20 protein-coding genes and 1 pseudogene are annotated in these 27000 nt (G+C 58.2%); 17 read left to right on the top strand and 4 right to left on the bottom strand.

From position 1 onward, the window contains the following. Positions 1–2 precede the first annotated feature (2 nt). The 9 genes from E7813_RS03730 to E7813_RS03690 all read left to right on the top strand — a co-directional run bounded on the left by E7813_RS03730 (position 3) and on the right by E7813_RS03690 (position 11165). Positions 3–905: an amidohydrolase family protein gene (locus E7813_RS03730; RefSeq protein ID WP_291571009.1), complete on the top strand. Its 903-nt coding sequence runs from the start codon at positions 3–5 to the stop codon at positions 903–905. Between the two features lie 311 nt (positions 906–1216). Then, positions 1217–2059, top strand: a complete 843-nt coding sequence (locus E7813_RS03725) for an AraC family transcriptional regulator (protein WP_291571008.1) — start codon at positions 1217–1219, stop codon at positions 2057–2059. Positions 2060–2189: 130 nt separating this feature from the next. Further along, on the top strand, positions 2190–5189 hold the full coding sequence (locus E7813_RS03720; RefSeq protein ID WP_291571006.1) for a molybdopterin cofactor-binding domain-containing protein: 3000 nt from the start codon (positions 2190–2192) through the stop codon (positions 5187–5189). Continuing rightward, positions 5186–5998: an FAD binding domain-containing protein gene (locus E7813_RS03715; protein ID WP_291571005.1), complete on the top strand. Its 813-nt coding sequence runs from the start codon at positions 5186–5188 to the stop codon at positions 5996–5998. The genes E7813_RS03720 and E7813_RS03715 overlap by 4 nt, the downstream gene beginning before the upstream one ends. Continuing rightward, a complete protein-coding gene (locus E7813_RS03710; protein WP_291571004.1) occupies positions 5995–6513 on the top strand; it encodes a (2Fe-2S)-binding protein in 519 nt (172 codons plus the stop codon). The genes E7813_RS03715 and E7813_RS03710 overlap by 4 nt, the downstream gene beginning before the upstream one ends. Then, positions 6506–8053 (top strand): AMP-binding protein, encoded by a 1548-nt coding sequence (locus E7813_RS03705; RefSeq protein WP_291571002.1) that lies wholly within the window; start codon positions 6506–6508, stop codon positions 8051–8053. Before E7813_RS03710 ends, E7813_RS03705 begins: the two co-directional genes overlap by 8 nt. Positions 8054–8075: 22 nt before the next feature. Then, on the top strand, positions 8076–8882 hold the full coding sequence (locus tag E7813_RS03700) for an enoyl-CoA hydratase/isomerase family protein (RefSeq protein ID WP_291571000.1): 807 nt from the start codon (positions 8076–8078) through the stop codon (positions 8880–8882). 36 nt (positions 8883–8918) lie between these two features. After that, the gene (locus tag E7813_RS03695; RefSeq protein WP_291570998.1) at positions 8919–10250 is read left to right on the top strand and encodes an MFS transporter; all 1332 of its coding nucleotides are present in this window, start codon (positions 8919–8921) and stop codon (positions 10248–10250) included. A gap of 543 nt (positions 10251–10793) precedes the next feature. After that, positions 10794–11165 (top strand): hypothetical protein, encoded by a 372-nt coding sequence (locus tag E7813_RS03690; RefSeq protein WP_291570997.1) that lies wholly within the window; start codon positions 10794–10796, stop codon positions 11163–11165. A 165-nt stretch (positions 11166–11330) separates the two neighbouring features. Here E7813_RS03690 and E7813_RS03685 read toward each other — a convergent pair whose 3' ends face one another. From E7813_RS03685 to E7813_RS03675, 3 genes and pseudogenes are all read right to left on the bottom strand, one after another. Then, on the bottom strand, positions 11331–11552 hold the full coding sequence (locus E7813_RS03685) for a hypothetical protein (RefSeq protein ID WP_291570995.1): 222 nt from the start codon (positions 11550–11552) through the stop codon (positions 11331–11333). Then, positions 11549–11735: pseudogene (locus tag E7813_RS03680) on the bottom strand (hypothetical protein); the annotation flags it as partial. The gene E7813_RS03685 and the pseudogene E7813_RS03680, both read right to left, overlap by 4 nt. Positions 11736–11969: 234 nt before the next feature. Beyond that, on the bottom strand, positions 11970–12800 hold the full coding sequence (locus tag E7813_RS03675; protein ID WP_291570994.1) for a hypothetical protein: 831 nt from the start codon (positions 12798–12800) through the stop codon (positions 11970–11972). A 143-nt stretch (positions 12801–12943) separates the two neighbouring features. Here E7813_RS03675 and E7813_RS03670 point away from each other — a divergent pair, with 143 nt between their 5' ends. From E7813_RS03670 to ggt, 6 genes are all read left to right on the top strand, one after another. Beyond that, positions 12944–13792, top strand: a complete 849-nt coding sequence (locus E7813_RS03670; protein ID WP_291570993.1) for an XRE family transcriptional regulator — start codon at positions 12944–12946, stop codon at positions 13790–13792. A 6-nt stretch (positions 13793–13798) separates the two neighbouring features. Further along, positions 13799–14917 carry a Xaa-Pro peptidase family protein gene (locus E7813_RS03665; RefSeq protein ID WP_291570992.1) on the top strand — a complete coding sequence of 373 codons (1119 nt, stop codon included), beginning with the start codon at positions 13799–13801 and terminating at the stop codon, positions 14915–14917. A gap of 23 nt (positions 14918–14940) precedes the next feature. Further along, positions 14941–16053 (top strand): ABC transporter substrate-binding protein, encoded by a 1113-nt coding sequence (locus E7813_RS03660; RefSeq protein ID WP_291570990.1) that lies wholly within the window; start codon positions 14941–14943, stop codon positions 16051–16053. A 77-nt stretch (positions 16054–16130) separates the two neighbouring features. After that, on the top strand, positions 16131–17972 hold the full coding sequence (locus E7813_RS03655; protein ID WP_291570987.1) for an ABC transporter permease subunit: 1842 nt from the start codon (positions 16131–16133) through the stop codon (positions 17970–17972). Further along, the gene (locus tag E7813_RS03650; protein WP_291570985.1) at positions 17972–19045 is read left to right on the top strand and encodes an ABC transporter ATP-binding protein; all 1074 of its coding nucleotides are present in this window, start codon (positions 17972–17974) and stop codon (positions 19043–19045) included. Before E7813_RS03655 ends, E7813_RS03650 begins: the two co-directional genes overlap by 1 nt. A gap of 20 nt (positions 19046–19065) precedes the next feature. Beyond that, complete coding sequence (gene ggt / locus E7813_RS03645; RefSeq protein WP_291570983.1) at positions 19066–20679, top strand: gamma-glutamyltransferase; 1614 nt, start codon at positions 19066–19068, stop codon at positions 20677–20679. Between the two features lie 423 nt (positions 20680–21102). On the opposite strand, the gene E7813_RS03640 is transcribed toward ggt, so the two are convergent. Then, positions 21103–21843: an XRE family transcriptional regulator gene (locus E7813_RS03640; RefSeq protein WP_291570982.1), complete on the bottom strand. Its 741-nt coding sequence runs from the start codon at positions 21841–21843 to the stop codon at positions 21103–21105. A gap of 147 nt (positions 21844–21990) precedes the next feature. On the opposite strand from E7813_RS03640, the gene E7813_RS03635 reads away from it, so the two are divergent. Together E7813_RS03635 and E7813_RS03630 are read left to right on the top strand one after the other, a co-directional pair. Then, on the top strand, positions 21991–23142 hold the full coding sequence (locus tag E7813_RS03635; RefSeq protein ID WP_291570980.1) for an enolase C-terminal domain-like protein: 1152 nt from the start codon (positions 21991–21993) through the stop codon (positions 23140–23142). 79 nt (positions 23143–23221) lie between these two features. Continuing rightward, positions 23222–27000: hydantoinase B/oxoprolinase family protein (locus E7813_RS03630; protein WP_291570978.1), on the top strand; the 3779-nt coding region annotated here is incomplete at its 3' end.

Below are 27000 nucleotides of genomic sequence, written 5' to 3'. Positions count from 1 at the left end.
CGATGGAAGCGCCGTTGAAGAATATTCCGACCATAGATGGTCATCATCACATCTGGAGGCTCAAGGATTTGGCTTGGTTGTCGGGACCTCAGGTCCCGCGCATCTTCGGCCCTTACGAAGCCATTTGTCGCGATTATCCGATCGAGGAATTTCGCGCTGATACCGCGGGCTGCAATGTCGTCAAATCCGTATACGTTCAAACAAATTGGCCACAAGGGAACAGTTACGACGAAGCGAAGTGGGTCCAATCGGTCTCTGATGCCACAGGTTGGCCGCACGCCAATGTGGCTCATGCGGACCTGGCCGATCCGAGCGTCGGCGCGTTGTTCAAAGCGTTGGCAACGCTGCCGGCGACCCGCGGCATCCGGCAGCAAATCCACTGGCACGAAAATCCGCAATATCGGTTTGCGCCGCATCCCGAGATGATGAACGAACCGAATTGGCGACGCGGACTGGCGCACCTTGCAGAGCACAATCTGCTGTTTGAAATCCAGCTATTCACCAGTCAGATGCGGCATGGTGCGGAGCTGGCGCGTGAATTTCCGCGTACGATATTCGTGCTCGAGCATGCGGGGATGCTGGAGGATATGTCGTCAGACGGCTGGAAGCGCTGGCGAGAAGGTATGAACGTGCTGGCACTGCAGCCGAACGTCAACGTCAAGCTATCCGGGCTAGGGACGTTCGTTCACGCCTGCCGCTCGGATGTGATGGGGCCGATTATCAAGGAAACCGTCGAGATTTTCGGCGCGAAACGTTGTCTGTTTGGCAGTAACTTTCCGATTGAGAAGCTGTGGACGGATTATCGCACGCTCTATCTGACCTTTCGAAAAGCCATCGAACATTTGGACCAGGGCGATCAGCATGCGATTTTGCACGATACGGCAGCTCGGCTTTACCGGATTTGATATCGATTCAAGATATCACTCTGACGCCTGGCAAGCGTCCAAAATACCTAACATCTGATCGATGACTGGCGGCTTGCCGAATTCAGCTTGCTGTGCGCAAGGCGAAGGGTGGTCGTTTCATTGCTGCCTGATAAGGCTTGGCATAAAATGGAGTCAGTTGGCCGACTGATAAGGAAATGGTACAAATGGAGTCAGTCCACTGACTGATAAGGTTTTGGGGAGACTACGAGGAAGCGAGACGTACGGCAGCGCGCCACGGAGGCCATCGATTGAGAGCAGGCGCGAACCGTCGTCACATCTGGGAGATTGCTATGTCGACAGCGCTACGAATTGCACACGGCACCTTTGGTCGGGTCGCACTTCTCGATATGGACTGGTCGCTGGTGCGCCATGCCCACCCTCATTGTCACGTGCTGTTGAAAGTCGAGGGATCCGATACCCAGTTCATCGTCGGCGATACCGTCTATCCGCTTACCTACGACACGGCTGTGCTGGTGAATGGATGGCAGCCGCATTCCTATGTTCACGATCCGGACAAGCCGCGCACCGTTATTCTCGCGCTTTATATCGAACCGGAATGGCTGATGGCGTTTCGTCCGGGCTGGGCCGCGAGCGGTGCACCCGGGTTCTTCAGCTATCCCTCCGGCGATGTCTCTCCGCGCATCCATGGCCTCGCCATGAACCTGGCGGCCGATATGATGTCCCGACCTGACGCGCGTAACGCGCACGAGTCGGTCCTGTCCGACCTGATGATCGCGGTGATCGAGCGTTTTACTCCTTGGCGAAGTTTTCCGGCGTCGATCAGGGAGATGAATGCCCGCTTGGGCGACTGGCGCATCCGCCGCGTTGCGGCAAGGATGCGTTCTGAAACGAAGCGGGGCGCCGTGCTCGATACATTTGCGAAGGAGGCGGGATTATCGCGCGCGCATTTCTTTCGGCTGTTCGAATCCTCGATCGGGGTGCCGCCGAAGGTCTACCTGAACGTCGTTCGCATGGAGCAGGCGGTTGACGCAGTGCTGAATCAGTCGGCGAGCGTATGCGAAATCAGCAACCAACTCGGCTTTACCGAGCCGGCACACTTCACGCGCTTCTTCCGCAACCACGCTGGCGTAGGTCCTCGCGAGTTTCGGAACGTTTCCCGGCTCGCGAGTTGATGTTGCGTTGCACAAGGCCGAGCGAAATGAGACGGGATGGCAAGTTTCGAGATTGGCCGGTATGGCCGTGATCCCCGGCGCCGCTGAATACGTTTCCTGACGCATCCAAAATGCATGGGAGGACGCTCGGATGGCGGAAGCCGCCAGCCTCTCGACTGCCAGTCATGAACCAGGCTCGCCGTGGGTTGGGCAATCGATTCCGCGCGTCGAAGATGCGGCACTGCTGACCGGACGCGGACGCTTTATTGACGACATCGGAGTTCGTCCCGGCACGCTCCACGCCGCGATCCTGCGCTCGCCACACGCCCACGCGGACATCGTCTCGATTGATTCGTCCGCGGCAAAGCGTGCGCCCGGCGTCTTCGCCGTCCTGAACGGCGAGGACGTCAAGGCGCTGACCGCCAGTCTCGTCGTCGGCGTCAAGGCGCCGGTCGAATGCTGGCCGATTGCGGTTGGGCGGGTGCGCTATGTCGGTGAGCCCGTCGCCATCGTTGTTGCAGCCGATCGCTATCTGGCCGAAGACGGCGCTGATTTGATCGAGGTACAGTACCGGGTGCGGCCTGCGGTCGTCGATCCGTTGGCCGCACTAAATCTGGATGCACCCGTTCTGCACGACGGTTTTGCAGGCAATGTCGCCAGCGACCGGACATTTCGTTACGGCGATCCGGAGCAGGCCTTTGCATCGGCGGCGCATCGGATCAGCCTCGACATTCGCTACCCGCGCAATTCCTGCACGCCAATCGAAACCTATGGCGTGGTTGCCGACTACGATCCGAGCGACGACGCCTACGATGTGCTGGCCAACTTCCAAGGCCCCTTCAGCATCCATGCAGTGCTGTCGCGGGCGCTACGAGTTGCGGGCAATCGCTTGCGTCTTCGAACGCCGCCGGATTCCGGCGGCAGTTTTGGGGTCAAGCAGGGTGTTTTCCCGTATATCGTGCTCATTGCGGCGGCGGCGCGCGCGGTGGGGCGCCCGGTCAAATGGATCGAGGATCGGCTCGAACATCTCGCCGCCTCGGTTTCTGCTACCAATCGAGCCACGACGCTGAGCGCAGCCGTCGAAGACAATGGCCGTGTCCTTGCGCTCGATTGGGATCAGGTCGAGGACTGCGGCGCACATCTGCGCGCGCCGGAGCCGGCAACGTTGTACCGCATGCACGGCAATCTGACCGGCGCCTACGATATTCGCCATCTCGCGGTGCGTAATCGTGTTGTCGTCACCAACAAGACACCGACCGGATTGAACCGCGGCTTCGGCGGCCCCCAAGTCTATTTCGCACTTGAACGGCTCGTCCAGCGCATCGCGGTTGAGCTCGGTCTCGATCCGCTCGACGTCATCATGCGTAATCTGATCCCTGCCGACGGCTTTCCCTACCGGACGGCCAGTGGGGCATTGCTTGACTCGGGAAACTATCAGGAGGCGATCAAGCGTGGTGTCAACGAAGGTGGACTCGCGGAGCTCAAGTCGCGGCGCGATGCGGCGCGCGCGCAGGGGCGTCTCTACGGCATCGGTTATACCGCCGTGGTCGAACCCAGCGTGTCCAACATGGGTTACATTACAACCGTGCTGACGCCGGCCGATCGTCGCAAGGCCGGCCCGAAGAACGGCGCACAGGCCACCGCGACGGTCGCGATTGATCCGCTTGGAAGCGTCACCGTGCACGTTGCCTCGGTACCGCAAGGGCAAGGGCATCGCACCGTGCTTTCGCAGGTCGTTGCCGACGTGTTCGGTCTCACGCCTGCCGATATCAGGGTCAACACCGAAATGGATACGGCGAGGGATGCCTGGTCGATCGCCTCAGGCAATTACGCCAGCCGTTTTGCGCCCGCTGTTGCCGGCACCGCCAAACTTGCCGCCGGGCGCCTATCCGAACGGATGGCGCGGGTCGCCGCAAGTCAGTTGAACACCGAGATAGACGATATCGCATTTGCCGGCGGTAGCGTCAGATCGAAACGGAATCCCGACAACAAGGTATCTTTTTCCCGCGTCGCGGCGCTCAGCCACTGGTCGCCGGGCGCATTGCCCGACGGGATCGGGCAGACGATCCGAGAAACCGTTTTCTGGAGCCCGCCGGAGTTGACCGCCCCCGACGAAGAAGACCATATCAACTCTTCCCTTTGCCACGGCTTCATCTTCGATTTCTGCGGGGTTGAGGTCGATCGAACCACCCTGCAGACGCGGATCGACCGCTACGTCACCATGCATGACTGCGGGACGATCCTGCATCCGGGGATGGTCGACGGGCAGATTCGCGGCGGCTTCGCGCAAGCGGTGGGTGCCGCGCTCTACGAGGAATACGCCTATGGCTCCGATGGCAGCTTCCTGACCGGAACTTTCGCTGATTACCTGTTGCCAACGGTGGCAGAGGTGCCGGATCCGGCCATTCTCCACATGCAAACGCCGTCACCGTTCACGCCGCTCGGCTCAAAAGGCGTCGGTGAGGGCAACTGCATGTCGACGCCGGTTTGCATCGCCAATGCTGTCGCCGATGCGCTCGGACTGAAAGACGTCGAACTGCCGCTGGTGCCGGCGAAACTGGCGCAGATCGTGCGCGGCGACGAGCCCATGCCGGCGAAAGGTCGCGCAATCGAGGAAACCGCGAAACGCGGCGGAGACCGGCATCTGCGCGGCAAAGGCGAGGCTGTGGTTGGTGCGCCGGCCGAGCGGGTCTGGGCCATGCTGCTCGATCCCGAGACACTTCAGGCGGTCATTCCTGGCTGCCAAAATGTTGAGAAAATCTCGGACACCCATTTCCGCGCCGATGTGACGATCGGCATCGGTCCCATGAAAGGACGATACCGCGCCGACGTGAAATTGTCCGACCTCGATCCTCCGCATGCAGTCACGCTTGGCGGCTCCGCCGAAGGCGCGCTCGGATTCGGCGGCGGCGAAGGACGCATCACCCTCGTTCCGACCGGGAACGGCGGCACGGCGATCCGCTACGTCTACGAGGCGGCCATCGGTGGCAAGGTCGCAAGCATCGGTGGCCGTCTCCTCGACGGGGCCGCACGGGTGATCATTGGTCAGTTCTTTGCCTCACTGGCGCGCAAGGTAGGCGGCAATCCAGACGCGCAATCGCTTCCATCCCTGCTTTCGCGAGCGCTCCGTCTGTTCGGAGGGCATCGATGAAGGCCGCCGCGTTCGACTATGTCAGGGCCGAACATCTTGACGAAGCGCTCGACGTGCTTGGCCGGGAAGGCAGCGACGCGCGAATCATCGCCGGCGGGCAATCGCTGATGGCGATGCTCAACATGCGCCTGGCAAAGCCCAGGACGCTGATCGACATCATGCGCCTTCCCGAACTGGCGCGGATCGAGAGCAAGGGGGGAACCATTACGATCGGCGCGGGCGTCCGTCAGGCGTCGCTGCAGGAATGGCCGGAGCTTGGCCGCGATCTGCAACTCGCTGCACTGGCCCTACCATGGACCGGTCACGCCCAAACGCGCAGCAGGGGTACCGTCTGCGGTTCAATCGCGCATGCTGATCCCAGTGCCGAATTACCGCTGGTGTTGCAGGCGCTCGCCGGCGAAGTGCATCTGCGCAGCGCCAAACGTCGCCGGCGCGTGGCAGCCAACGATTTCTTCGTCGGAATGATGGCAACGACACGAGCCGACGAGGAGATGATTGAAGCCGTCTCGTTTCCGGCCGTTCACAAGCGCAGCGCGTTCCGCGAAGTGGCGCGTCGCCACGGCGATTTTGCCATTGTCGCCTGTGCCGCGGTGGCGACCGCCAACGGGGTCCGTCTCGCCGTTGGCGGCGTTGCGGACGTGCCAACGGCGCGCGATTTTCCTGATCTCGACGGCAGCGCGCTCGACGATGCCCTAAACGGATTCGCCTACTCGCTAGATGCCCGCGACGACGTTCACGCGACGGCGCGGTACCGCCGCGACCTCGTGCGGATGATCGGTCGCGACCTGATGCGGGAGGTGCTGCAATGAGCCGATTGCAGGCCGGCCGGCGACATTCCGTCCGCTTCTCGCTGAACGGCAAGCCTTGCACCGGTGAGGCGGAGCCGCGGTTGCTGCTGACGGATTTTCTGCGGCATCAGTTAGCGGCGACCGGCACGCATGTGGGCTGCGAACATGGCGTATGCGGCGCTTGCACTGTCAGCATCGACGGCAAGCCAGCGCGTGCCTGCCTCACCCTTGCGGTGCAGATCGACGGCTGCGAGCTTCGGACCGTAGAAAGCATAGCGCCGTCGCCGGACCGGCTCGGCATTCTGCAATCGGCATTCAAGCGAAATCATGCGCTGCAGTGCGGCTTTTGCACGGCCGGAATCCTGATGTCGCTCGATTGCTTCCTGCGCGCGCACCCAAGGCCGGATGAAGAAAGCATCCGCGATTTGCTGTGCGGACACCTGTGCCGGTGCACGGGTTATACGCCGATCGTGCGTGCGGCAATCGAGGCCGCGGCGGAATTGGTAGATCATGGCAAAGAGAAAACAGATGCTTGATCTTGGAACTAGCTTTGTCGCCAGCGTGGCGCGCGATCCCAATGCTCTGGCGATCGTCGACGAGGGAGTTCGCCTGACTTACGCGCAATGGTATGCACGGATATCGTCGCTGGTTGCTTCCTTCGACCGCATCGGACTGAAACCTGGCGATCATCTGGTCACAATACTGCAGAATTGCGAGGCCGCCGCCACGCTGCACTGGGCCTGCCAACTGGCCGGCATTGTCATAACGCCGGTCAACTGGCGCGCCAGGATGGAGGAGCTTGATTATTGCATCGAGGATTCCGAGGCACGCGCGGTCGTGTATCAGGACGTCTCCGCGGCGGTTGTCGAAGAATCGAAACACGCTTCGGCCTTGCCGCGAATCCATGCCGGCGGCCGCGAGATGGCCGGCGCATTCAGTTTCGACCGCATGGTCGCCGAGCGCACGAGCGAGGTGACACCCCGCGTCAGCGCCGAAGCCTGGTCGATCATGCTCTATACGTCCGGAACGACGTCGAGGCCGAAGGGCGTGCCGCGGCGTCATCGCGCCGAGCGCGCCGCCGGCATTGCGCATATCGCTCAAAATCTTTACCGGCGCGGCGAACGGACGCTCGGCGTGATGCCGCTCTATCACACCATGGGTGTGCGCTCGCTGATAGCGATGTCGCTGATCGGCGGCGCATTCGTTTGTCTGCCGCGCTATGATACCAGCCGGGCGCTATCGTTGATCCAGAGCGAAGAGATCACCAATCTCTATCTGGTGCCGACGCTCTACCACGATCTCGTCCATGCTCCGGAATTTGGATCGACCGACGTCTCAAGCGTCCGAAAACTCGGCTTTGCCGGCGCATCGATGACTGACGGTCTGCTGAAGACACTGAACGATGCGTTTCAGCCCGACCTGTTCGTCAACCACTATGGCAGTTCCGAAATCTACACCTTGACGATCGACCAGAACGCGCCTGCCAAGCCGGGATCGGCGGGCAAAGCCGGAATCAATCAGGAAATCAGGGTCGTCAAACTGAATGCCATGTCGGCAATGGACCTGGCAGCCCCCAATGAAGAAGGTGAGATCATTGCGCTATTGGCCGGCGACGAGTCTTTCGAGGGATACTGGCGCCGGCCCGACGCGGACGCCAGGGCCCTGCGTGAAGGCTGGTATTTCACCGGTGACACCGGTTTCGTCGACCCCGACGGTGATCTGTTCGTCACCGGCCGCGTCGATGACATGATCATAACCGGGGGTGAAAACGTCTCGCCGGTAGAGGTCGAAAGCTGTCTTTCACTTCATCCGGCGGTGCTTGAAGTTGCCGTCGTGGGCCTTGCCGATGAGAAATGGGGCAAGGTCGTTACAGCCTTTGTGAAGCGCAAAGGGCCGGTCACCGAACAGGACCTCGAACAGTTCTGCCGAATATCCGGACTGGCAAATTTCAAACGGCCCCGGCGTTTCGTCTTCGTCGCTGCTTTGCCGAAATCTCCGGTCGGAAAGCTGCTGCGTCGCCTGCTCGTCGCCGGTGACTACCAGCGCGAACATGCGCCGCCCTCAAGCGCGGCATAGCAAAGTCAAGAAAGGAAGTTACATGTGTTCTCCCTACATTTTCGCTGACCCCCGGCTGGGCAAGCTCGACGGCTTCCAGGTCGAAATCGACGAGGCGCACGAGCGCGCCGACATCGTCCTCAACCGGCCGCCCTACAACGTCGTATCGATGCCGCAGCGTGACCAGTTGCGCCTTGTGTTCGAGACGCTCGACGACGATGCGCGGGTTCGCATTATCGTAATCAGGTCCATAGGCGAGCATTTCTCCAGCGGCGGTAACATTGGGGGCTTCATGGAAGCTACGCCGGAGACGGTCTCCAAACTCGCCTGGAACATCGCCTCGCCGACGCGTTGTTCGAAACCGGTGATCGTCGCCAACCGAGGCTATTGCTTCGGGGTCGGCTTCGAGCTGTCGCTGGCCTGCGATTTCCGGATCGCGTCGGAGACGACGCTTTACGCGCTGCCGGAGCAGAAGCTTGGTCAGATTCCCGGATCGGGCGGTTCGGCGCGCCTGCAAAAGATGATCGGCATTACCCGCACCAAGGACATCGTGATGCGTTCAAAGCGCATCGCGGCGAAACAGGCGTTCGATTGGGGCATTGCAACTGAATGCGTACCCGACGCCGAGCTCGAAAAAGCAACCGACAAGCTCGTCGATGAGCTTCGCACCTTTGCGCCGTTGGCGCAGCGGACTGCCAAGAAGCTTCTGAACGATACGGTAGATTCGACGCTGACGGTCGCGATCGAGCTGGAAGGTCATTGCTACAGTCGGCTGCGTCAGTCGGAGGATTTCAAGGAAGGGGTAGAGGCTTTCAATGCAAAACGCCCGCCGAAATTCGTTGGGCGTTGAAAACAACATATTGAGGTTAAAACGGGGAGGAATGAAATGACAATCGCGAATATTGAGGATGCCGGAGCGGCGACGCCGGTTGCGACGCGGCAAATGAGGAACGCGATCATAGCGTCGGTACTGGGCTGGTCGCTCGATCTGTTCGATCTGTTCATTCTTTTGTATGTGGCGCCCGTCGTCGGCGCGCTGTTCTTTCCGTCGAACGTCCCCACACTATCGCTTGCTGCGGTTTATGCGTCATTCGCCGTGACGCTGTTGATGCGTCCGGTGGGCTCCGCCGTCTTCGGTCACTATGCCGATGTTTATGGCCGCAAAAACGCGATGCTGGTGGCTATCGTAGGGGTCGGGATCAGCACTGCCGCATTTGGTCTGCTGCCGACGATCGCCCAGGCCGGATATATCGCGCCGGCCCTGTTCCTGATCTTGCGTCTCGTTCAAGGCATATTTGTCGGCGGCGTGGTGGCATCGACGCACACCATTGGCACCGAATCGGTTCCACCAGCATGGCGAGGAGCCATGTCCGGGCTTGTTGGTGGCGGAGGCGCTGGTATTGGAGCGCTGCTGGCATCGTTGGTTTTCCTGATCACGTCATCCGTCTTTCCCGGCGACTTGTTTGCCGTGTGGGGTTGGCGGTGCATGTTCTTCGCCGGACTTTTGAGTTCATTTTTGGGCTGGTTCATCTTCAATAGTCTTGAGGAATCTCCGTTCTTCAAGCAGCACCAGCAGAAGAAGGCTGCCGACAAGATTGCGCCGACGCAGTCGCCGGTGAAGATGCTGTTTTCGAGCGATTACCGCAACATCCTGCTGCTCAACCTGCTTTTGACTTTCGGTGGTGGCGCGGGCTATTACCTGACATCGGGATATCTTCCGACTTTTCTCAAGGTAGTAAACGGCGTTCCCAATAGCGTCTCGTCGCTGATCCTGATAGGAGCGAGCGTAATAGCGCTGGTTTCGGCGATCCTTTTTGGCGCGGTCAGCGATCTTATCGGGCGCAGGAAGACGTTCCTTCTGGTCGGGGTCTGCATGGCGGTGTTGTTGCCGGCCTGCTACCTCGGCATGGCGAAGGCAACAGACACGACGGCCATTGCGCTGTATGCGCTGGCGATCGCCTTTCTGGGAAACGCGGGCTTCGCGCCGATCCTGATCTTCCTCAATGAACGGTTTCCTACGGAGATCCGTGCCAGCGGCACCGGATTGTCCTGGAATATCGGCTTTGCACTGGGCGGAATGATGCCCACGTTCGTTTCGTTGGCGAGCGCCAGTCCGGCGCAAATCCCGATGTCGCTCTCGGTCTTTGTGGCGGTCATTTTCGTCATCTACTTGGTGGGGGCCTGGATTATCCCCGAGACTAAAGGAAATTTTCGTTGACTACAAAGGCAGTGAACGAAAAGGTTCGCCCGTCATTCTGAATTTTTCAACGCTCGAAAAAAGGGCGGCGCACCGTGGGTCTCTTTCTGCATTTAGCTTGACCAACGAGCGAAGTGAGAATCATTCATCATCTGTGTGTGACGCGTGTGACCGGCCTTCGCCCAGCTGGCGTTTGCGTGAGGTAGCCTCTTCACACAGCGCGCGCCGACTGATAGTCGAAGATGCCAAATGGAGTCAGTCGGCTGACTGATAAGGTAATTACACATACGGAGTCAGTTGGCCGACTGATAAGAAAATCGTGCTAAACCTATCAGTTGCGAGACAGCGCAGGCCGAGCCGCGCGGCTCGGCCCAAGATTCCCTGCTGCATCTCACCATCGAATCTTAACTTGACCGCTAAGCCGATCGAACAGGCTGCGTGCGCGCATCTGAATTCAGATCCAAAGATGCGGCTGTCGCCAGGTGTAGGGCGCTACCAAACAATGGCAGTTGTCCTCAGATCGCGTTTCCTCTATTCTACAACTTTTAGGCGATTGGGGGGTGTATGAGTACATACGCGGGGGCGGGTGTTAATGTTCGGTTGGGAGACGAGGCTTCGCAGCTATTGTTTGAAGCTGCGCAGAAGACCTGGGAGAACAGGAGAGGAAAATTCGGAGAGATCAAGACAATCGATGATCATTTTAGAACGTCTCGATACTTTGAGTCTTCAACAGCGCCGCTAAGATTGGGATGTAACTTTGATGGTGTCGGGACTAAGATCGAGCTAGCCGAGCGCCTTAAATCATTTGAGAACGTTGCGTTCGATTTGCTTGCAATGGTTTGTGACGATGCCGCTGTGCAAGGCGCTGAGGCTATTCGTCACGGTTCGGTCGGGAAAGTCGTCCGCATGCGCGAACGTGGAAAACATGGCAACTAAGAGCCCCAGCACCGAACCTGAAATATTCACGAGCAGCCCTTTACGTAATTTGCGGGCACATTCTTGAGGACCGGCCTAGTTCTGACGCCTTTCAATGTTTCCCGTCAAGAAAACACAATGCCTGTCAGTTGATGAGACCCCTTCCGGGATGCCAAGGCTGATTTTTCAATCATTGATATTTCTCGGGTTTTTGACCCTGCGGTCACTCAGGTTTTTAGCGACGATTTTGGGTGCTCCGTCTCCCCGACCGTCATTTGATTGGTGGTCTACCAAACTCTTAGACGCGGGTCCCGGGCCGCGCATGTAATGATGTTCTGGACGATACCGATGATGTGATGCCTTCATCCAGCGTTTGACGAGTGCGACGACCGAGCGAATGATGATCATGGGTGCATCCTTGAGTTCACCTTTGGCGGCAAGAATGCGCGGGCCTCGCCTTGCCGGTGGCGCCATTCGGCGGACGTCAATGTGTTTTCCAGCAGGCAAGCGACCTTCATTGGCCCGACGCCCCCTGGCACCGGCGTAATTTGCGCCGGCCACTTGAAGTGCCTCGGAAAAGGCGACGTCCCCCCTAGCGGAAGTCGAACTGCAAGACCTTCGGGTCGCCGGTGGCACATTAGCAGCACATCAATCTCTTTGACATGACTTGTTCCGGACTGGGTCCAAGCGCTAACAATTCAAAGAACTGGATGTTCGGTTGATTTGGGAGGAGATCGCATTGTCGTTCAATTCTGGCACCGAGAGGCCGGCGAGGCTCAAGAAGATTCGAGACGGCGGCTCGGCCCTCTATGTGCAGTATCGCGGTTAAGTTCGCTCGAGCGGTCGGAGCATCATTGATCGAATCTCACCAAATTCGCGCTTGAGTTTCGTCCAGGTGTCGCCGCCGTCTTTGCTTGACCAGATCTGACCGAAATTGTTGCAGATATAGATCAGCTTCGGTTCGGATCGATGAACCGCGACGCACCACATCGTGGAATTCACCTCGCCTGGCAACGAACATCTACGCCATGTTTCGCCATAGTCATCGCTGCGAAATAGCCGTCCCCACGTTCCCGGAGGTCCGTCTCCGTTTGTAAGGAACATCACCCCGCTTCCGTCGGCGCGCTGCACGAGTGAACGCGTGTACTGCCATGGGGAGTCCAGCACCCGCGGTTCCCAGCTGTCGCCGTCGTCCCAACTGACAAACAGACCCTTGTTGGTGGTCGCAAAAAGTTTTCGGCGGCCGTCCACGCGCATCACGCAGAGGCCGTGAATATCGTCGGTGACGGTGTTGCTTCCGGCTTGCGCCCAGGTTCGACCGCCGTCTCGCGATCGCCACACGCCTCCGATCTCGAGCGAGGCCCAGACGAGCATCGGATCGTGGGAATCGAACAGAAAGCGCGTGACTCGGGTTACCTCGACGAACTTGCAGGTCTGCGCAAGGTCCGCCTGGATTCCAGTCCAACTCTTGCCGCCATCTTCGGAGCGATAGAACGCGGCGGGACGCGTGCCGGCCAGCAGCACGGCGGGATCGTGCGGGGACTGCTCGATAGCCCAGACCGGTTGTGCGTCAAAGGGCGTCGGAATTTGCTCCCATTTGCGCTTCGGTCCCAACCAGCGATAGACGCCTTGGTCGGTGCCCAGCAGCACGCTCATTTCTTTGCTCTCATAGGGCTCTCCAATAAGCAAAGCATTCTCTGATCAGGAAAATAATTTTCTATAAGAGAAAATCTCTTGACCACGCATGCGCTGTTCGCTATCGACTATCGCGATGTCCACGGTTTTGCATGGTCAGCACAATGCGCAACGCAAGTCGTGGTGATACTGAGCCGGTGGTGTCTGGCGACGCCGATGCTCTCGCCCAAATCGGCCGTAGGCTCAAGGGCGTCCGGACGCAGAAACAGCTCACCCTTAAAGTCGTAAGCGACATGACGGGTGTTTCGATCTCCGTACTGTCAAAAATCGAGAACAGCCAGACCTCCCCGTCGTTCGACGTCATCAAGCGAATTTGCGATGGATTGGAGATTTCGCTCGAGGACTTTGTGAAGGTTGGCGAAAAGACCACAGTTTCAGGACGCAATGCGATCACTCGCCTCGGCGAAGCCGTCCGCTTCGCGAGCGGACAGTACGAATATCAAGCCCATGCAATGGCGCTCACCCGCAAGGGAATGGTTCCTCTCGAGATCATCGTGCGGGCGCGGTTTGTAGACGAATTCGACCATTGGAGCCAGCACGACGGCGAGGAGTTCGTGTTCGTCCTTGCTGGTGAAATTGAAGTCCATACCGAACACTATGCGCCATATCGCCTCAAAGCCGGCGAGAGCGGCTATTTCGACAGCGGGATGAAGCACGTCTACATCTCGCTCAGTCGTAAGCACGCACGAGTCTTGTCGGTCTCATATGACCCGCAGTTGGGCGCCCGCCAAGTCGACGGGTTTATGAACCCTGCCACGCAACGCGTTGACGCGGGCGCGCAGGCCATCGCCGGTAAGGTGGCTCCTTCCGACACGACCCGGCAGGACAAGCGCAAGGTCCGCGACCCGGTTCAAGCGGCAAGCGAGGGGCGCCCATTACCGACGCGGCTGCGAACCGCGACCGTGGTGACGCCTGACACGCTCAGGGCAATGATTCGAGTGCGCGGAAGATAAATTAACATGGATTTCCCGATAGCCGAGTACAAGTCGAGGTTGGCGCGCACTCAAGCCGAGATCCGTGCCAGAAAGCTGGACGCTTTGCTCGTCCATCAGCCGGAGAATGTCCTGTACCTTTCCGGTTTCCATACCACTGGTTTCTTTATGTATCACGCCCTGGTCGTACCGACGGAAGGCGAGCCGGTGCTAATCCTGCGCGGCATGGAAGATCAGGCCGCGGCTGCCACCTCCTGGGTCGAGCAACGATTTACCTATGCGGATACCGAAGAACCCATATCGGCCACCCGCCGCGCTTTGCAGGCACTTAAACTTGACGCTGCCAAAATTGGCATCGATCACCATTCCTGGTTTCTAACGCTTGATCGGTACGCGACCTTGCGCGAGTTGCTTCCACGCGTGCGGTTCGAGCGCGACGATCAAACTATAGATCGCCAGCGCCTGATAAAAACGCCGCTCGAAATTGAGGCACTGCGGACCGCGGCGCGCATCGTGGAAGCTGGCGTACAGGCTGGTATCGACGCTATTGCGCCCGACGTCAGCGAGCGCGATCTCGCCAAGGCGATCTTTACGGCTCTTATAGACGCGGGCGGGGAACCCCCGCTCTTTGGCAACATCACAACGGGGCCGCGCACGCTCCAGCTACACGGTCAGTGGACCGATCGGCGGATCGAGCGCGGCGACCAGATCTATTACGAGATCAGCGGTGTCTCTCGTCACTATTTCAGTAAGCTTATGCGCACGACCGTTCTGGGTGAGCCCTCGGCGGATCAGAGCCGCACGGCAGAAATCCTGTTGCGGGCGCAAGACGAAGGCATCGCCAAAATGCGGGCCGGGGCTGCTGCGATCGACATCGATAGGGCATGCCGCGACCCCGTGCTACGAGCGGGCCTGCGCGAAACCTATCCCAACCGCGTCGGCTATTCGACGGGGCTAACTTATCGCCCGTCCTCGGGGGAATTTCTGCGGGAGTTCATGCCAGATTCGGATTGGACACTCGAGGCTGGAATGGTCCTGCATATGTTGCTGATGGCCAAGGGCATCGGCTTCAGCGATACTATCCTGGTTACCGAAGGCGGCCCGGAATACCTGACTCGCTTCGACCGCAAGCTCTTTGTTCGATAACACCAACACGTGGAGTATTCGGTATGGCTAAGCAAACATTCGGCACGTCGCATTCACGCCGACGATTTCTCAAGACATTCACTGCCGGTGCAGTGGCAGGTCCTTTCTTCGCTTACCGTAACGTCTTTGCCGCGACTCCGAAAAAGGTCGTTGTGGCGTCGGGCAGCGGGACCTATCTCACTGCGCAGACGGAAGGATATTTCAAACCATTTACGCAGGAGACTGGGATTGAGGTGGAGTTGCATAGCATCATGTCGCTCGCCGAAAAGCGCGCAATGGTCGAAAGCAAGAATATCACGGTCGACGTGTTCGGCAATGAATACTCCGACGCCGTTGTGATGGGCAAGAATGGATGGCTGGAAACCATAGACTATAGCGGCTTCCGTAAGGAGGATCTCGACGCGATCCCTGCGGTCGACCGCACACCTTACGGCCTAGCGATCAATTACTGGGCGGAAGTGATGTCGTACCGGACCGATGTATTTCCGGAAGGAAAGGGACCTACAAACTGGGCTGAGTTCTGGGATTTAAAGCGCTTTCCTGGACCGCGTTGTCTCGGTGATCCGAGCTATGGGTACGCGATCGAATTCGCTTTGTTGGCGGACGGCGTCGCTCCCGCACAACTGTATCCCCTCGATATCGACCGCGCACTGAAGAGTATGAGCCGTATCCGGCAAGATGTGACGGCGTGGTGGGGTAAAGCGGCGGCACAACCGGCGCAGATGATGAATGACAAAGAGGTCGTAGCCTGCAGCGTCTCCAATGGCCGTATCGTCGAGGTCATCGAGGCGGGCGCACCCGTCGCCATCGAATGGAACCAAGGGGCTATCCACAAGAGCGCCTACCATGTTCCCAAAGGTTCACCCAACAAGGAAAACGCCTTCAGGCTCCTGGCGTACGTCGCTCGACCTGAGGCGCAAGCCGCCGCGGCCAAGCTCATTGCTTTCGGTCCTACTAACCCCCTCGCCTACAAACTGCTTGACGCCAGGACGGCCAAGTTCCTTCCTGCCAGCCCGGACTATCGGGATAAGATGTTTCGCATTGACTATGATTGGTGGACCGGCCAGACACCGAGCGGAAAATCGAACCGCGAAATCGTTGTCGAGAAATGGGAGGAGTGGAAACTAAAAGGCTAAAGCTGCGGTGCGCCGTCTCGCAAAGAGCGCGTCAATGACTGCCTGCTTGGCCACCTTACCAGAGGGTCGATCCGACAATGGCTAAGACCGTAACTCTGGAAAGACGGCGTGATCTTAGGTGGGTGCTGCTGCTGCCCATCACGCTCTTTCTTGCGGTTTTTTACGCCGTTCCGCTCTTGCGGATGCTGGAACTGAGCCTTTTCGACCCGGACTTCACGCTCAAGAACTACATCGCGCCGCTGACTTCGCCGGTCTATGCGCGTATTCTTTGGAACACGGTTTGGCTCGGCATCGTGGTTACGTCGGGCTGCTTGCTGCTCGGCTATCCTGTTGCTTTCTTGCTGGCAACTTCGGCTGCGCGCACGCGCCACTTTCTGATGATCGCGGTAGTGCTACCGTACTTTACCAGCATTCTCGTGCGCAGCTATGCTTGGTTGGTGATCCTCGGCCGCCACGGCTTGGTCAATGAGGCGCTTAGTGCGTTGAAAATGACGAGCCAACCGCTCAAGATCATCTATAACACGCCCGGCGTCGTCATCAGCATGATTCACATTCTTCTGCCAGTGATGATCTTTGCCCTCTACAGCGTGATGCAGGGCGTCGACTGGCGGCTTGGAAACATTTCCTCCAGCCTCGGAGCGACTCGCACGCACACGTTCTTCCGAGTCTACCTTCCTCTTAGTTTACCGGGTATCGGCGCAGGCTGCGTGCTTGTGTTCATCTTTTCGGTCGGGTTCTACGTCACTCCGGCGTTGGTCGGAGGCCTGCAAGACACGATCCTGCCGATGCTGATTGCGACCCAGATCAACGAGTTACTGAATTGGGGACTTGGGTCGGCGCTCGCCATCATCCTGCTCGTCTTCACACTGGTTCTTTTTCTGGCGCTGAACCGCGTGTTTCGCCTCGATCAGATCTGGAGTGTAAACCATGCGGCCGCCGCCGCTGCCACGCGATCACCTCCCGGCGGCGGCTTGGTTTTTCGAATGGTGGGCACAGCATTCTCCGCACTCCTCCGCGGAGCTGAGGCGATCGTGTTGATGATTGGCTCTGGGGCCTCCCATTTTGGACGTATCGTCCACATTCCTCGCCGCACGCCTAGGCCACACTCCCTGGAGGGGCAATCCAATACGGCATTTTATGTCTGCAATGGACTCATTCTTTTTTTCTTGCTGGCACCGATTGTTCTCATTGTTCCGGTGTCCTTCACATCTTCCCTCTATCTACAGTTCCCGCCGCAAGGTTTTTCGCTGCGTTGGTATCAAGAGCTCTGGGACTCACCTGTTTGGCTAAACGCGACGTACCTTAGCGTGCGCGTTGCCCTAACCACCATGACATTGGCCGTCGTGTTGGGCACGTTGGCGGGCGTGGCCTTCTCGCGCACGACGTTCCGTGGCATCGGGTATGTCTATGCCTTCATATTGACGCCCCTGATTGTGCCGGTAATCGTCATAGCTGTTGCGCTCTACGCGCTGTTCTCCCAGATTGGCTTGATCGGCACCTTTTGGGCCCTGGTACTGGGTCACCTGATCGGCGCCTGCCCGCTGGTGACGGTCCTCGTGACGGCCGCCTTGCGCGGTTTCGACCTGAAACTGGAACAAGCAGCGCTCAGTTTGGGTGCGAGTCCACTGCGCGCCTTCCTTCAGATCACGCTGCCGATCACAGCTCCCGCTATCGTCGTCGCGGCGTTTTTTGCCTTCATGTATTCGTTCGACGAGGTAGTCATTGCATCGTTCCTCGGGAGCATCAATGCGGAGACGTTGCCAAAGAAAATGTGGGAGGGCGTTCGCCTCGAGATAAAGCCACATCTAGCGGCAATCTCTTCGCTGCTCGTCGGCTTTACCGCCCTGGTTCTTGTCTTCATAGAGCTGGCGCAGCGGCGGCAGCGCTCTGTCATCCATCAGGAAGGCGGCAGCGTCTGATGACGGCAGGGTTCCTTTCGCTCCGAAACGTTGTCAAGGCCTACAACGGCAGTCGGGTGGTCGACGACGTCTCCATGGACATCGGGCGCAGCGAGTTCGTGACGCTTCTCGGTGGTAGCGGTTCGGGCAAGACCACGACGCTGATGATGATCGCCGGATTTACGCTGCCGGAAGCAGGGTCAATTTATCTCGACGGTCAGGACATCACGTTCCTGCCGCCCTCGCAGCGCAACGTGGGCGTGGTGTTCCAGAACTATTCGCTTTTTCCACACATGAGCGTATTCGAGAACGTGGCCTACCCATTGAGAGTACGCCGCATGCGATCGATTGAGATCACCGAACGCGTCCGTGCGGCACTGGATCTCGTGCAGCTCACCGGCTACGACGAGCGGCTTCCTTCGCAACTTAGCGGCGGACAACAGCAACGCGTAGCGTTCGCACGCGCGGTCGTGTTCGAGCCGCGGCTGTTGCTCATGGACGAGCCGTTGGGCGCGCTGGACAAGAAACTGCGAGACCATCTGCAGCTAGAGATTCTACGCTTTCAGAAGAAGCTTAAGGTGGCCGTGGTCTATGTGACCCATGATCAGAACGAAGCTCTCACGATGTCGGATCGCATCGCCATCGTGCATCGCGGACGGTTGGAGCAAGTGGGCACACCTAGAGAACTCTATCATCGACCCAAGACTCGCTTCGTGGCGGATTTCGTGGGCGAGGCGTCCTTTGTCGAAGGTGTCGTCTGCGAGGTCAATTCCTCGAGCGCCACCCTGCAAGTTGCCGAGGGCTTCATCGTGACATTTTTGCCCAGCACGTCGGTGACGCCGGGTAACGTCATATCGTTGATGGTGCGCCCTGAAGTTGTCCGACCAGCCAATGATCTGCCGAACGCGGAGAACCGCGTGACAGGTGTCGTTCAGGACATCGTCTACACTGGTGAATACACGAAGTACAAGCTCTTGCTGCCAGGTGGCCAGATGCTTTTGATGAAGCAGGCGAGCAACCACGGAACAATCGAGTTCAACGTAGGCGATGCCGTACCGATCGCCTGGAGCGTCAAGGATGGACGTCACGTCTAGTGGGTTACAAGGAGGATTGAATGGTATACGCCGCACGATCGTGGCGACCTGTCATCATGGGCCGCTCAGGAGCCGTCGCCTCCAATCATCCGCTCGCTACCCAGGCGGGACTGCTGGCGCTTCAGCGAGGTGGTAATGCTGTCGACGCGGCCATAGCCGTTGCAATGGTTCTGAGCGTCGTCGAACCGCATATGTCCGGCCTGGGTGGTGATGGCTTCTACCATGTGTACAATTCTTCTTCCCGCGAGGCCGTGATCTTCAACGGGACTGGGTCGGCGCCGGCTGCGGCCACCCCAGAACGCTACGCGGCCGGTATGCCCTTGGACGGTCCCCTGAGCGTCTCGACACCGGGGGCCGTGGGCGCGCTCGAAGCCATGCACCGTCGTTTCGGCAGCCAGTCCTGGAAGGGCCTGCTCGCACCTGCCATCGACGTGGCCCGCAACGGCTTTGCTGCGACGCGCACTTACAGCAACTACGCCAACGAGCAAGTCACGCGTCTCTTAGCGGATCGGCGCAGCGCAAGTGTATTCTTGCTCGATGGTCGTGCGCCTCAGCTTGGAAGCTGGATCGTCCAACCCGATCTTGCCAATACGCTTGAAATTTTGGCAGCGGAAGGGGCCTTCGCCTTTTACCGTGGACGTATCGCCGACGCGCTCATCGCCGGCTGCCTCGAGATCGGCGCCCTCCTATCGTCCGACGACCTCGCCGAATTCGAGCCGGAAATTCAAACCCCCATCGAGATAGATTACCGCGGCTTCACAGTTCGGCAGTCGCCACCGAATTCGACCGGTTGGGTGCTCCTCCAGGAGCTCAAGCTCGCAGAGCAGTTTGATCTCGCCTCCTTGGGGCCGCTGTCCGCGGATCTTATTCACATCTTGGTCGAAGCAAAGAAACTTGCTTTCGCGGATCGCGAGAGGTTTAGTGCTGATCCGCGCTTCTTCGCGGCGCCTCTGCGCACCTTGCTGTCAGATGAGTATGCAGCTTCAAGAGCCAAGCTGATTGATATCGACCGCGCGTCCGTTCATCCGGTCCCGGCGGGATCACCCGGCGACACGACCTATTTCTGTATCGTTGACGGAAAAGGAAACGCTATCTCTGCAATTCAGAGCATCAATGCTCTCTTTGGTTCGGGGTTCACGGCTGGAAGCACAGGTGTCCTTCTCAACAGTAGAATGTCCGTGTGGCACCTGGATCAAAACCATCCCAATTATCTTCAGCCGAGGAAGAGGACTCGGCATACTATGAATACGCCGATGGTATTCAAGGATGGCAAAGTTTGGTGCGTCTTCGGTACACCAGGCGCCGATTATCAGGTGCAGGTGAATTTGCAAATACTCACATCGTTGATCGACTTTGGCTTCGATCCGCAACAGGCTGCGGAAGCTCCACGTTGGTCTAGTACACAGCCGGGGCAGGACGCTGACTACCCGCACAGCTGCCCCGATGCGTTGAATGTCGAGTCGCGTTTCCCGGCGCAGGTCCTGCAAGAACTGGCGCAAAAGGGACACTCCATTGTACCGATCGGCGACATGGAAGGTCCGTGCTCGGTCGCCATCATTCAAAGTGACGTCGACACCGGGATCATCCGGGCTGGCTCTGATCCGCGCCGGGACGGGTGGGCGCTAGCTTATTGAGGGTGTTACTAATTGCGGCTTAAGCCGATTTTGGAGCCCTGTCTCTGCATCGAAAATGCCCGTTCTCCGCTTAAGCAGAGACCGGTTCGATGACTGGGTGGTGGGTCCCCAGTTCGAGCCCTACTGTCTCCACCGCGCAGCCTTCGCAAACCCACGATTCTGACGCGACGCCGAAGAGACCGTTTCCACGGGGATTTTCGGCCACTGATTTCCTAGAGTTCGGTCTCCGCAATCGTTCGCCGGTTGGAGTGGGCTTTTTTCGGCGCTTTGTCTCTGCCTCCGAGAATTCCGTTCCCCGCAGGCCTGGATTCGGCGCGAGATCTGAGCACCGGAGCGTCTGAAATTCCGACTTTTGGACCGCAATTTTCAAAAAGCACGATGAGGCGAGGTTCTCTATGTCTGTAGTGTGCGTGCTACCGCTTTTTATCGCGCACCGGCAGCGCGCTCACGAGGCCTGGAAACTCTTCGACCAGCTTTCGTCGGCCGCTTAATCACCGGCGCTTCGCCTGTTTCCGCCGAAACGGGACGAGCAGCAGCGTTCATGAAGGCGGACACCGGTTTCTGACCTTGTTTGGGGTCGAAAGAAACGGATAGTACATGGGCATCTTCGTCGCTCGTCGAAACATAGAGATGGGCCATAGAGCTATCGAAATAGGCACTCTCACCCTGCTTCAGCAGAAAAGGTGCGTAATGCTCCGAGTGAATTTCGATTGCACCCGACAGCACAAAAACGAACTCTTCGCCATTGTGCCGACTCCAATGATCGAACTCATCCACTGAGCGGGCGCGAACCCGGAGTACGAGCGGGACCATTCCTTTCCGAGAAAGTTCCGTGGCGTGCGCTACATAGTCGTATTGCCCGCTCGTGAATCTCGCGCCTTCCCCTTGGAGAGTCGTAGTCTTGCGGCCCAGCATCCGATGTGCAGCCGATTGCGATCGTTCGCTGGCAACGAGTTCTTCGATTGCAAGATCGAGCCCATCGCAAATCTTCTTAATGATATCAAACGACGGGGACACTACCGCATTTTCAATCTTTGAAAGTGCAGAGACAGATACGGCCGTCAGCTCACTCGTCTGGCTCAAAGTAAGTTTGCGGGCCTTACGGGCGGCCTTCAGCCGTGGGCCGATAGGATGTCCGCTTTCTTCCTGTTCGAGTTTGTCCAACGTCATCGTCTCCTCGGGCGCCTCCTGGACAAATCATATTCTTCTCGCATTAGCCAGCAGGTCCAAAATAGAAATAAATTTTCCTTGAAGAAAAATATTTCCTATGGTTCAACATTCTTGACCTAAGTCAAGAAAGAAATTTGCGCCATGAAGGTCGTCTCCGTTGAAGCCATTCCATTTTCTCTGCCCGTTAGGAGGGAATTCCGCTGGAACGGCCTGCAACAAGGTCTCGGGCAATTTGTCCTCGTAAAAGTAACCACAGACTCCGGTCTTGCAGGATATGGCGAAGCCGTTCCGCTGCCGGACTGGGGGGGAGATTTTGGGCGTCGAGCCGGTGAGACGCGCTCTACCGTTATTTCGATGGTTAACAGCCTGTTTTCTCCGGCCCTGTTAGGGCGCGATCCTTGTGCGCTCTCCGAGGCGATAGCCGCAATGGAGCAAGTGGTCGTCGGTCACACCTATGCCAAGTGCGCGGTTGAAATGGCGCTTCACGATCTCTGGGGGAAGTGCATTGGACAGCCGTTGTATCGCCTCCTGGGCGGTGCAGTGCGTGATGCCGTACCGATCGCGCACATGGTCGGTCTGATGGAGCAGGATGAGGCTGTCGCGGAAGCTGTAGGCGCCGTGTCAGACGGCGTTCGCGCGCTCCAGATCAAAGGTGGGGAGGATGGTGAACGTGATGTCGCTCTCATTCGCGAATTGCGTCGGCGCCTTGGCCCCGGTGTCTTGCTGCGTCTTGACGCGAATCAGGGATATGGGACGGCAAAACGGGCTCTGAACATCCTCTCAACGTTTCCGCCCGGAGAGCTAGATTACATTGAACAGCCAGTGCGAGGCCTCGATCAGATGTCCGCGGTACGGCGTGAGTTGCGAATTCCGGTTGTAGCCGACGAAAGTTGCTGGACACCGCGTGACGCGCTCGATGTGGTTCAAGAAAAAGCGGCCGATTGCATATCGATCTATCTTGCCAAGGCCGGCGGCTTCCGAGCAGCCAACGCGGTAGCGTCAATTGCGCAGGCCGCCCAATTACCGTGCGACGTAAATGGCTCTATCGAATCCGGTGTTGGCAACGCGGCCAATGTGCATTTCGCAATATCAACTCCGGCGGTAACACTGCCCGCAGTTATTCCAGTTTCCGCGCCGGCAGGACAACATCCGTGCCGGATCGGTGGCAATTATTTCGAAGATGACATCATTACCAAGCCTTTTCCCTTCCGCGACGGCAAGGTCTTCCCCCCGGAGGGGCCGGGCCTCGGAATTGAAATAGACGAACATAAATTACTGAAATTCCGCCAATAGGTCTGCATCTCGATCCATGTCAAGATGGTCATAAAATGGAAGGCTCGAATGTTGCCGGGTCTGAATCTCGGAGATGCGTATGAGCAGCCTGCGTCTGGCCGCCGACATCGGCGGCACATTTACGGATATTGCCCTTCTTTCCGACGACGGTGAGCTCTTTACCGCCAAGGTGCCGTCGACGCCGGAAGACTATGCTTCGGCGATCCTTGATGGCTGTCGCAAGTTGATTGCGGAAAAAGGAATTGCGCCGAGTGCGGTCAAGGTATTTCTTCACGCGTCAACAATCGCAACCAACGCTATCCTTGAGGGTAAGGGTGCTCGCACGGCACTCATCACAACGGCAGGATTTCGCGATATACTCGAGTTGCGCCGGATACGAGTGCCTCGGCTCTATGAGCCATTATATCGCAAGCCGGACCCGCTGGTGCCCCGCCGATACCGTTTCGAGGTCACGGAACGGGTCGGTGCGGATGGCGGTATCGTGAAGGACCTCGACGAGGCGGAACTTGAGCGGGTTGTCGACGAAATCGCCGACTCGAACATTGAGGCAGTTGCTGTTTGCTTTATTAATTCATACGTAAACCCGCTTCACGAGAGGCGCGCCGGAGAGATTCTTAGAGGGAGACTCCCAGGACGGTTCATCACGCTTTCGGTCGACGTCCTGCCCGAAGTGCGAGAATATGAGCGCACCAGCACAACCGTGATCAATGCCTACGTTGGGCCGCCGTTAAAGAACTACCTGACATCGCTGCGCGCAAAGCTTGATGAAGCCGGATTCTCCGTCCCGCTGCAGATGATGCAATCGAGCGGAGGCTTACTCGACCTAAGTTCAGTTATTTCTAAGCCAGCCCAGGTAGTCGAGAGCGGCCCCGCCGCCGGTGTCATTGGTGCGGCTCGGCTCGGCGGCTTATCGGGCTATGACAATATCATCACTCTCGATATGGGCGGTACAACCGCAAAGGCCGCCGTAATCGAGAATGGGCGCCTTATTTCTACCGACGAATATGAGGTTGGCGGGGGAATTTCCCTGTCCAGTCGTCTCGTCAAGGGAGGCGGTTATGCCTTGAAACTACCGGTGATCGACGTGTCCGAAGTCGGGGCTGGCGGTGGATCAATCATCTGGCGTGACCAGGCAGGCCACCTCAAGGTAGGTCCGAGAAGTGCGGGCTCTGTGCCCGGGCCAGCCTGCTACGATCGTGGTGGAACTTTGCCTACGGTAACCGACGCCAATGTGGTGCTGGGATATTTGAGCCCGGTTTCAATTGCGGGGGGAACCGTACGCATTGATGCGGCGGCCGCGGAAAAAGCTCTCGCATCCGTTGCGGAAGACCACGCGCTACGTGACGTCGCCTATGGCGTAGTGCAACTCGCGGCCGCCAGCATGATGCGAGCCGTCAAGGCCGTAACTACTTATCGTGGTCGTGATCCAAGAGACTTTGTCCTGTTCGCGTTTGGAGGAGGAGGAGGGCTTTATGCGGCCGATCTCGCGCGGGCACTCAATATTCGTCGTGTCGTGGTACCGCCGGCTGCAGGGGTCTTCAGCGCTTTGGGGCTTCTGTTCGCCGATCTCGAGGTTACCGTTTCACGAGGATTTCTGGCACGAATCGATCAAGCTGACGCTACGGAAATTCGTGGTCTGTTTCGTGAACTGGAGGACGCGGCGCGTGCCGATCTCTCGGCGGGATCAGCTCCACTGGTGATCGGTTTCAGACTGGACATTCGTTATCTGGGTCAAGCTTTCGAACTTTCGATCGATGTGCAACAAACCCCCGATCTTATTGCAGCATCAGATCGTTTCGATGCGGAGCACGAAGCGACTTATGGCCACCGGCTGCCCGCGGAACATCCCAAGCAAATCGTTGCGGCGAGGTTGGTCGCCCGTATGATCCGCGATGTCCCGCCGCGCCTGGATACGAAAAAGATGCTGCGAGCGTATCCGGCGCGGCCGGTAACTCGCAGGTCCGTCTATTTCGGCGGCGACGATTTCTTGGAGACCGAGATCATCGGCCGGGCCAATCTCTCTATGAATCCTCGACAAGGGCCACTGGTGATTGAGGAATATGAGGGGACGACCGTAGTGCCCCCGGATGGACGTGCACATCTCGACGAGAACGGAAATATCGTCATTGATTTCGAATACGGCACCCTCATGAAAACAAGCAAACCAGAAAGCTCATCCAAACCAGAAAGCGCACCGCAGGGCCCGGTGGACTCACTTCTCCTTGAGATCATAAAGAATGGATTCAGTACAGTCGCCGACGAGATGGCATTGATACTGATGCGTTCCGCTCATTCGATGATCGTCCGCGACTCCATGGACTTCTCCACGGCCATTTGCGACGCCAAAGGCCGCATCGTCGGTCAGGGGCTCACTACCCCGATGCACCTCGGCAGCTTCTACGATGCCATGCAGCATTTGATTGGACAGTTTAACGAAAACATCAGGCCGGGCGATCTCTACATCGCTAACGATCCCTATTTGGCTTCGGGCCAACATCTTCCCGATATCTACATTATCGCGCCGATATTCCACGAGAATAAGCTCGAAGGCTTTGCGACGACCATCGCGCACCATGCCGATGTGGGCGGAATTGTCGCCGGAAGTAACTCGATTGGTGCAACGGAGATTTTCCAAGAAGGTCTGCGCCTTCCCTTTCTCAAGCTCCATGATGCCGGCGTCGAGAACAGCGCTATCCTGGATATTGTTCGCGCGAACGTCCGGGTACCTGAGAAAGTCATCGGAGATCTGCAGGCGCAGACAGCGGCGTGCCGAGCCGGTATTCGCGGTTATAGCGAACTATTTGCGCGCTACGGCGCTCAGACCATGCAGCGCTATATCGAGGCGTTGCATGATTACGCGGAGACCTTGGCGCGACAACAAATTTCTCAGATGCCGGATGGCGAGTTCTCCTTTGAGGATTGGATAGATGGCTTGGGTGACACTCCGACCCCGATCCAGCTCAAAGTAAAGGTCGTAATTGAGGGGGACACGATAACAACCGATTGGACGGGAACATCCCCTCAAGTCAAAGGCGGGATAAACGCGCCGCTATCGTTCCTGAAATCCAATGTGTATGCGGCGCTTCGCGCCATAATGTCTGAAGATGTACCAAATTGCCACGGCTTTACTCGACCAATTCAGGTGCTGGCTCCGAAGGGCACCCTTGTGAACGCGACCCATCCCGCGCCCTGCGGCGCTCGCGGGATCACGGGCTATCGCATTGCAGATTGTCTGTTTGGTGCATTGGCGCAAGCCGTGCCAGGCGCGATTACCGCAGACGGCGCGGGGGGATCGACATTGCCCACAATTGCTGGCCATCGTGATGGCGAGTCATTCGTGTTTTCGGAGTGCATCATGGGTACGTGGGGTGCCGCGAGCAATCACGACGGGCAATCAGGCGTGCCACACATGTGCTCAAATCAATCGAATGTCCCCATCGAAATGATCGAGGCCGAATATCCGATCCGTATAGAGCGTTATGGCTTCGTTGCCGATAGCGGCGGACCAGGCGAGTTTCGTGGCGGTCTGGGTCTACTGCGCGAGTATCGAGCTCTTGTCGATGGGTTATCGCTTTCAGTTCGCGCAGACAAGAGAGATTTTCCTCCTCATGGTCTGGCGGGTGGCGGAGTTGGTTCGCCCTGTGTCAGCGTTCTAAATCCTGGTCCGGACCAAAAGAATCTGCCGATGCTGTTCACGTCTCCGATCGAGATGAAGCAAGGAGATCTTTTTAGACACGTGATGGCAGCGGGCGGCGGTTTTGGCGCGCCGACGTCACGCGATCCGTTGGCTGTGCTGCGCGACGTGGAAGAGGGTCTCCTAACCATTGAAGCGGCGCGCCGCGACTATTCCGTTGTCTT

It is taken from the genome of Bradyrhizobium sp. (assembly GCF_004799405.1).
Classification (GTDB): domain Bacteria; phylum Pseudomonadota; class Alphaproteobacteria; order Rhizobiales; family Xanthobacteraceae; genus Bradyrhizobium.
This window is presented reverse-complemented; position numbering and strand designations above follow the sequence as displayed.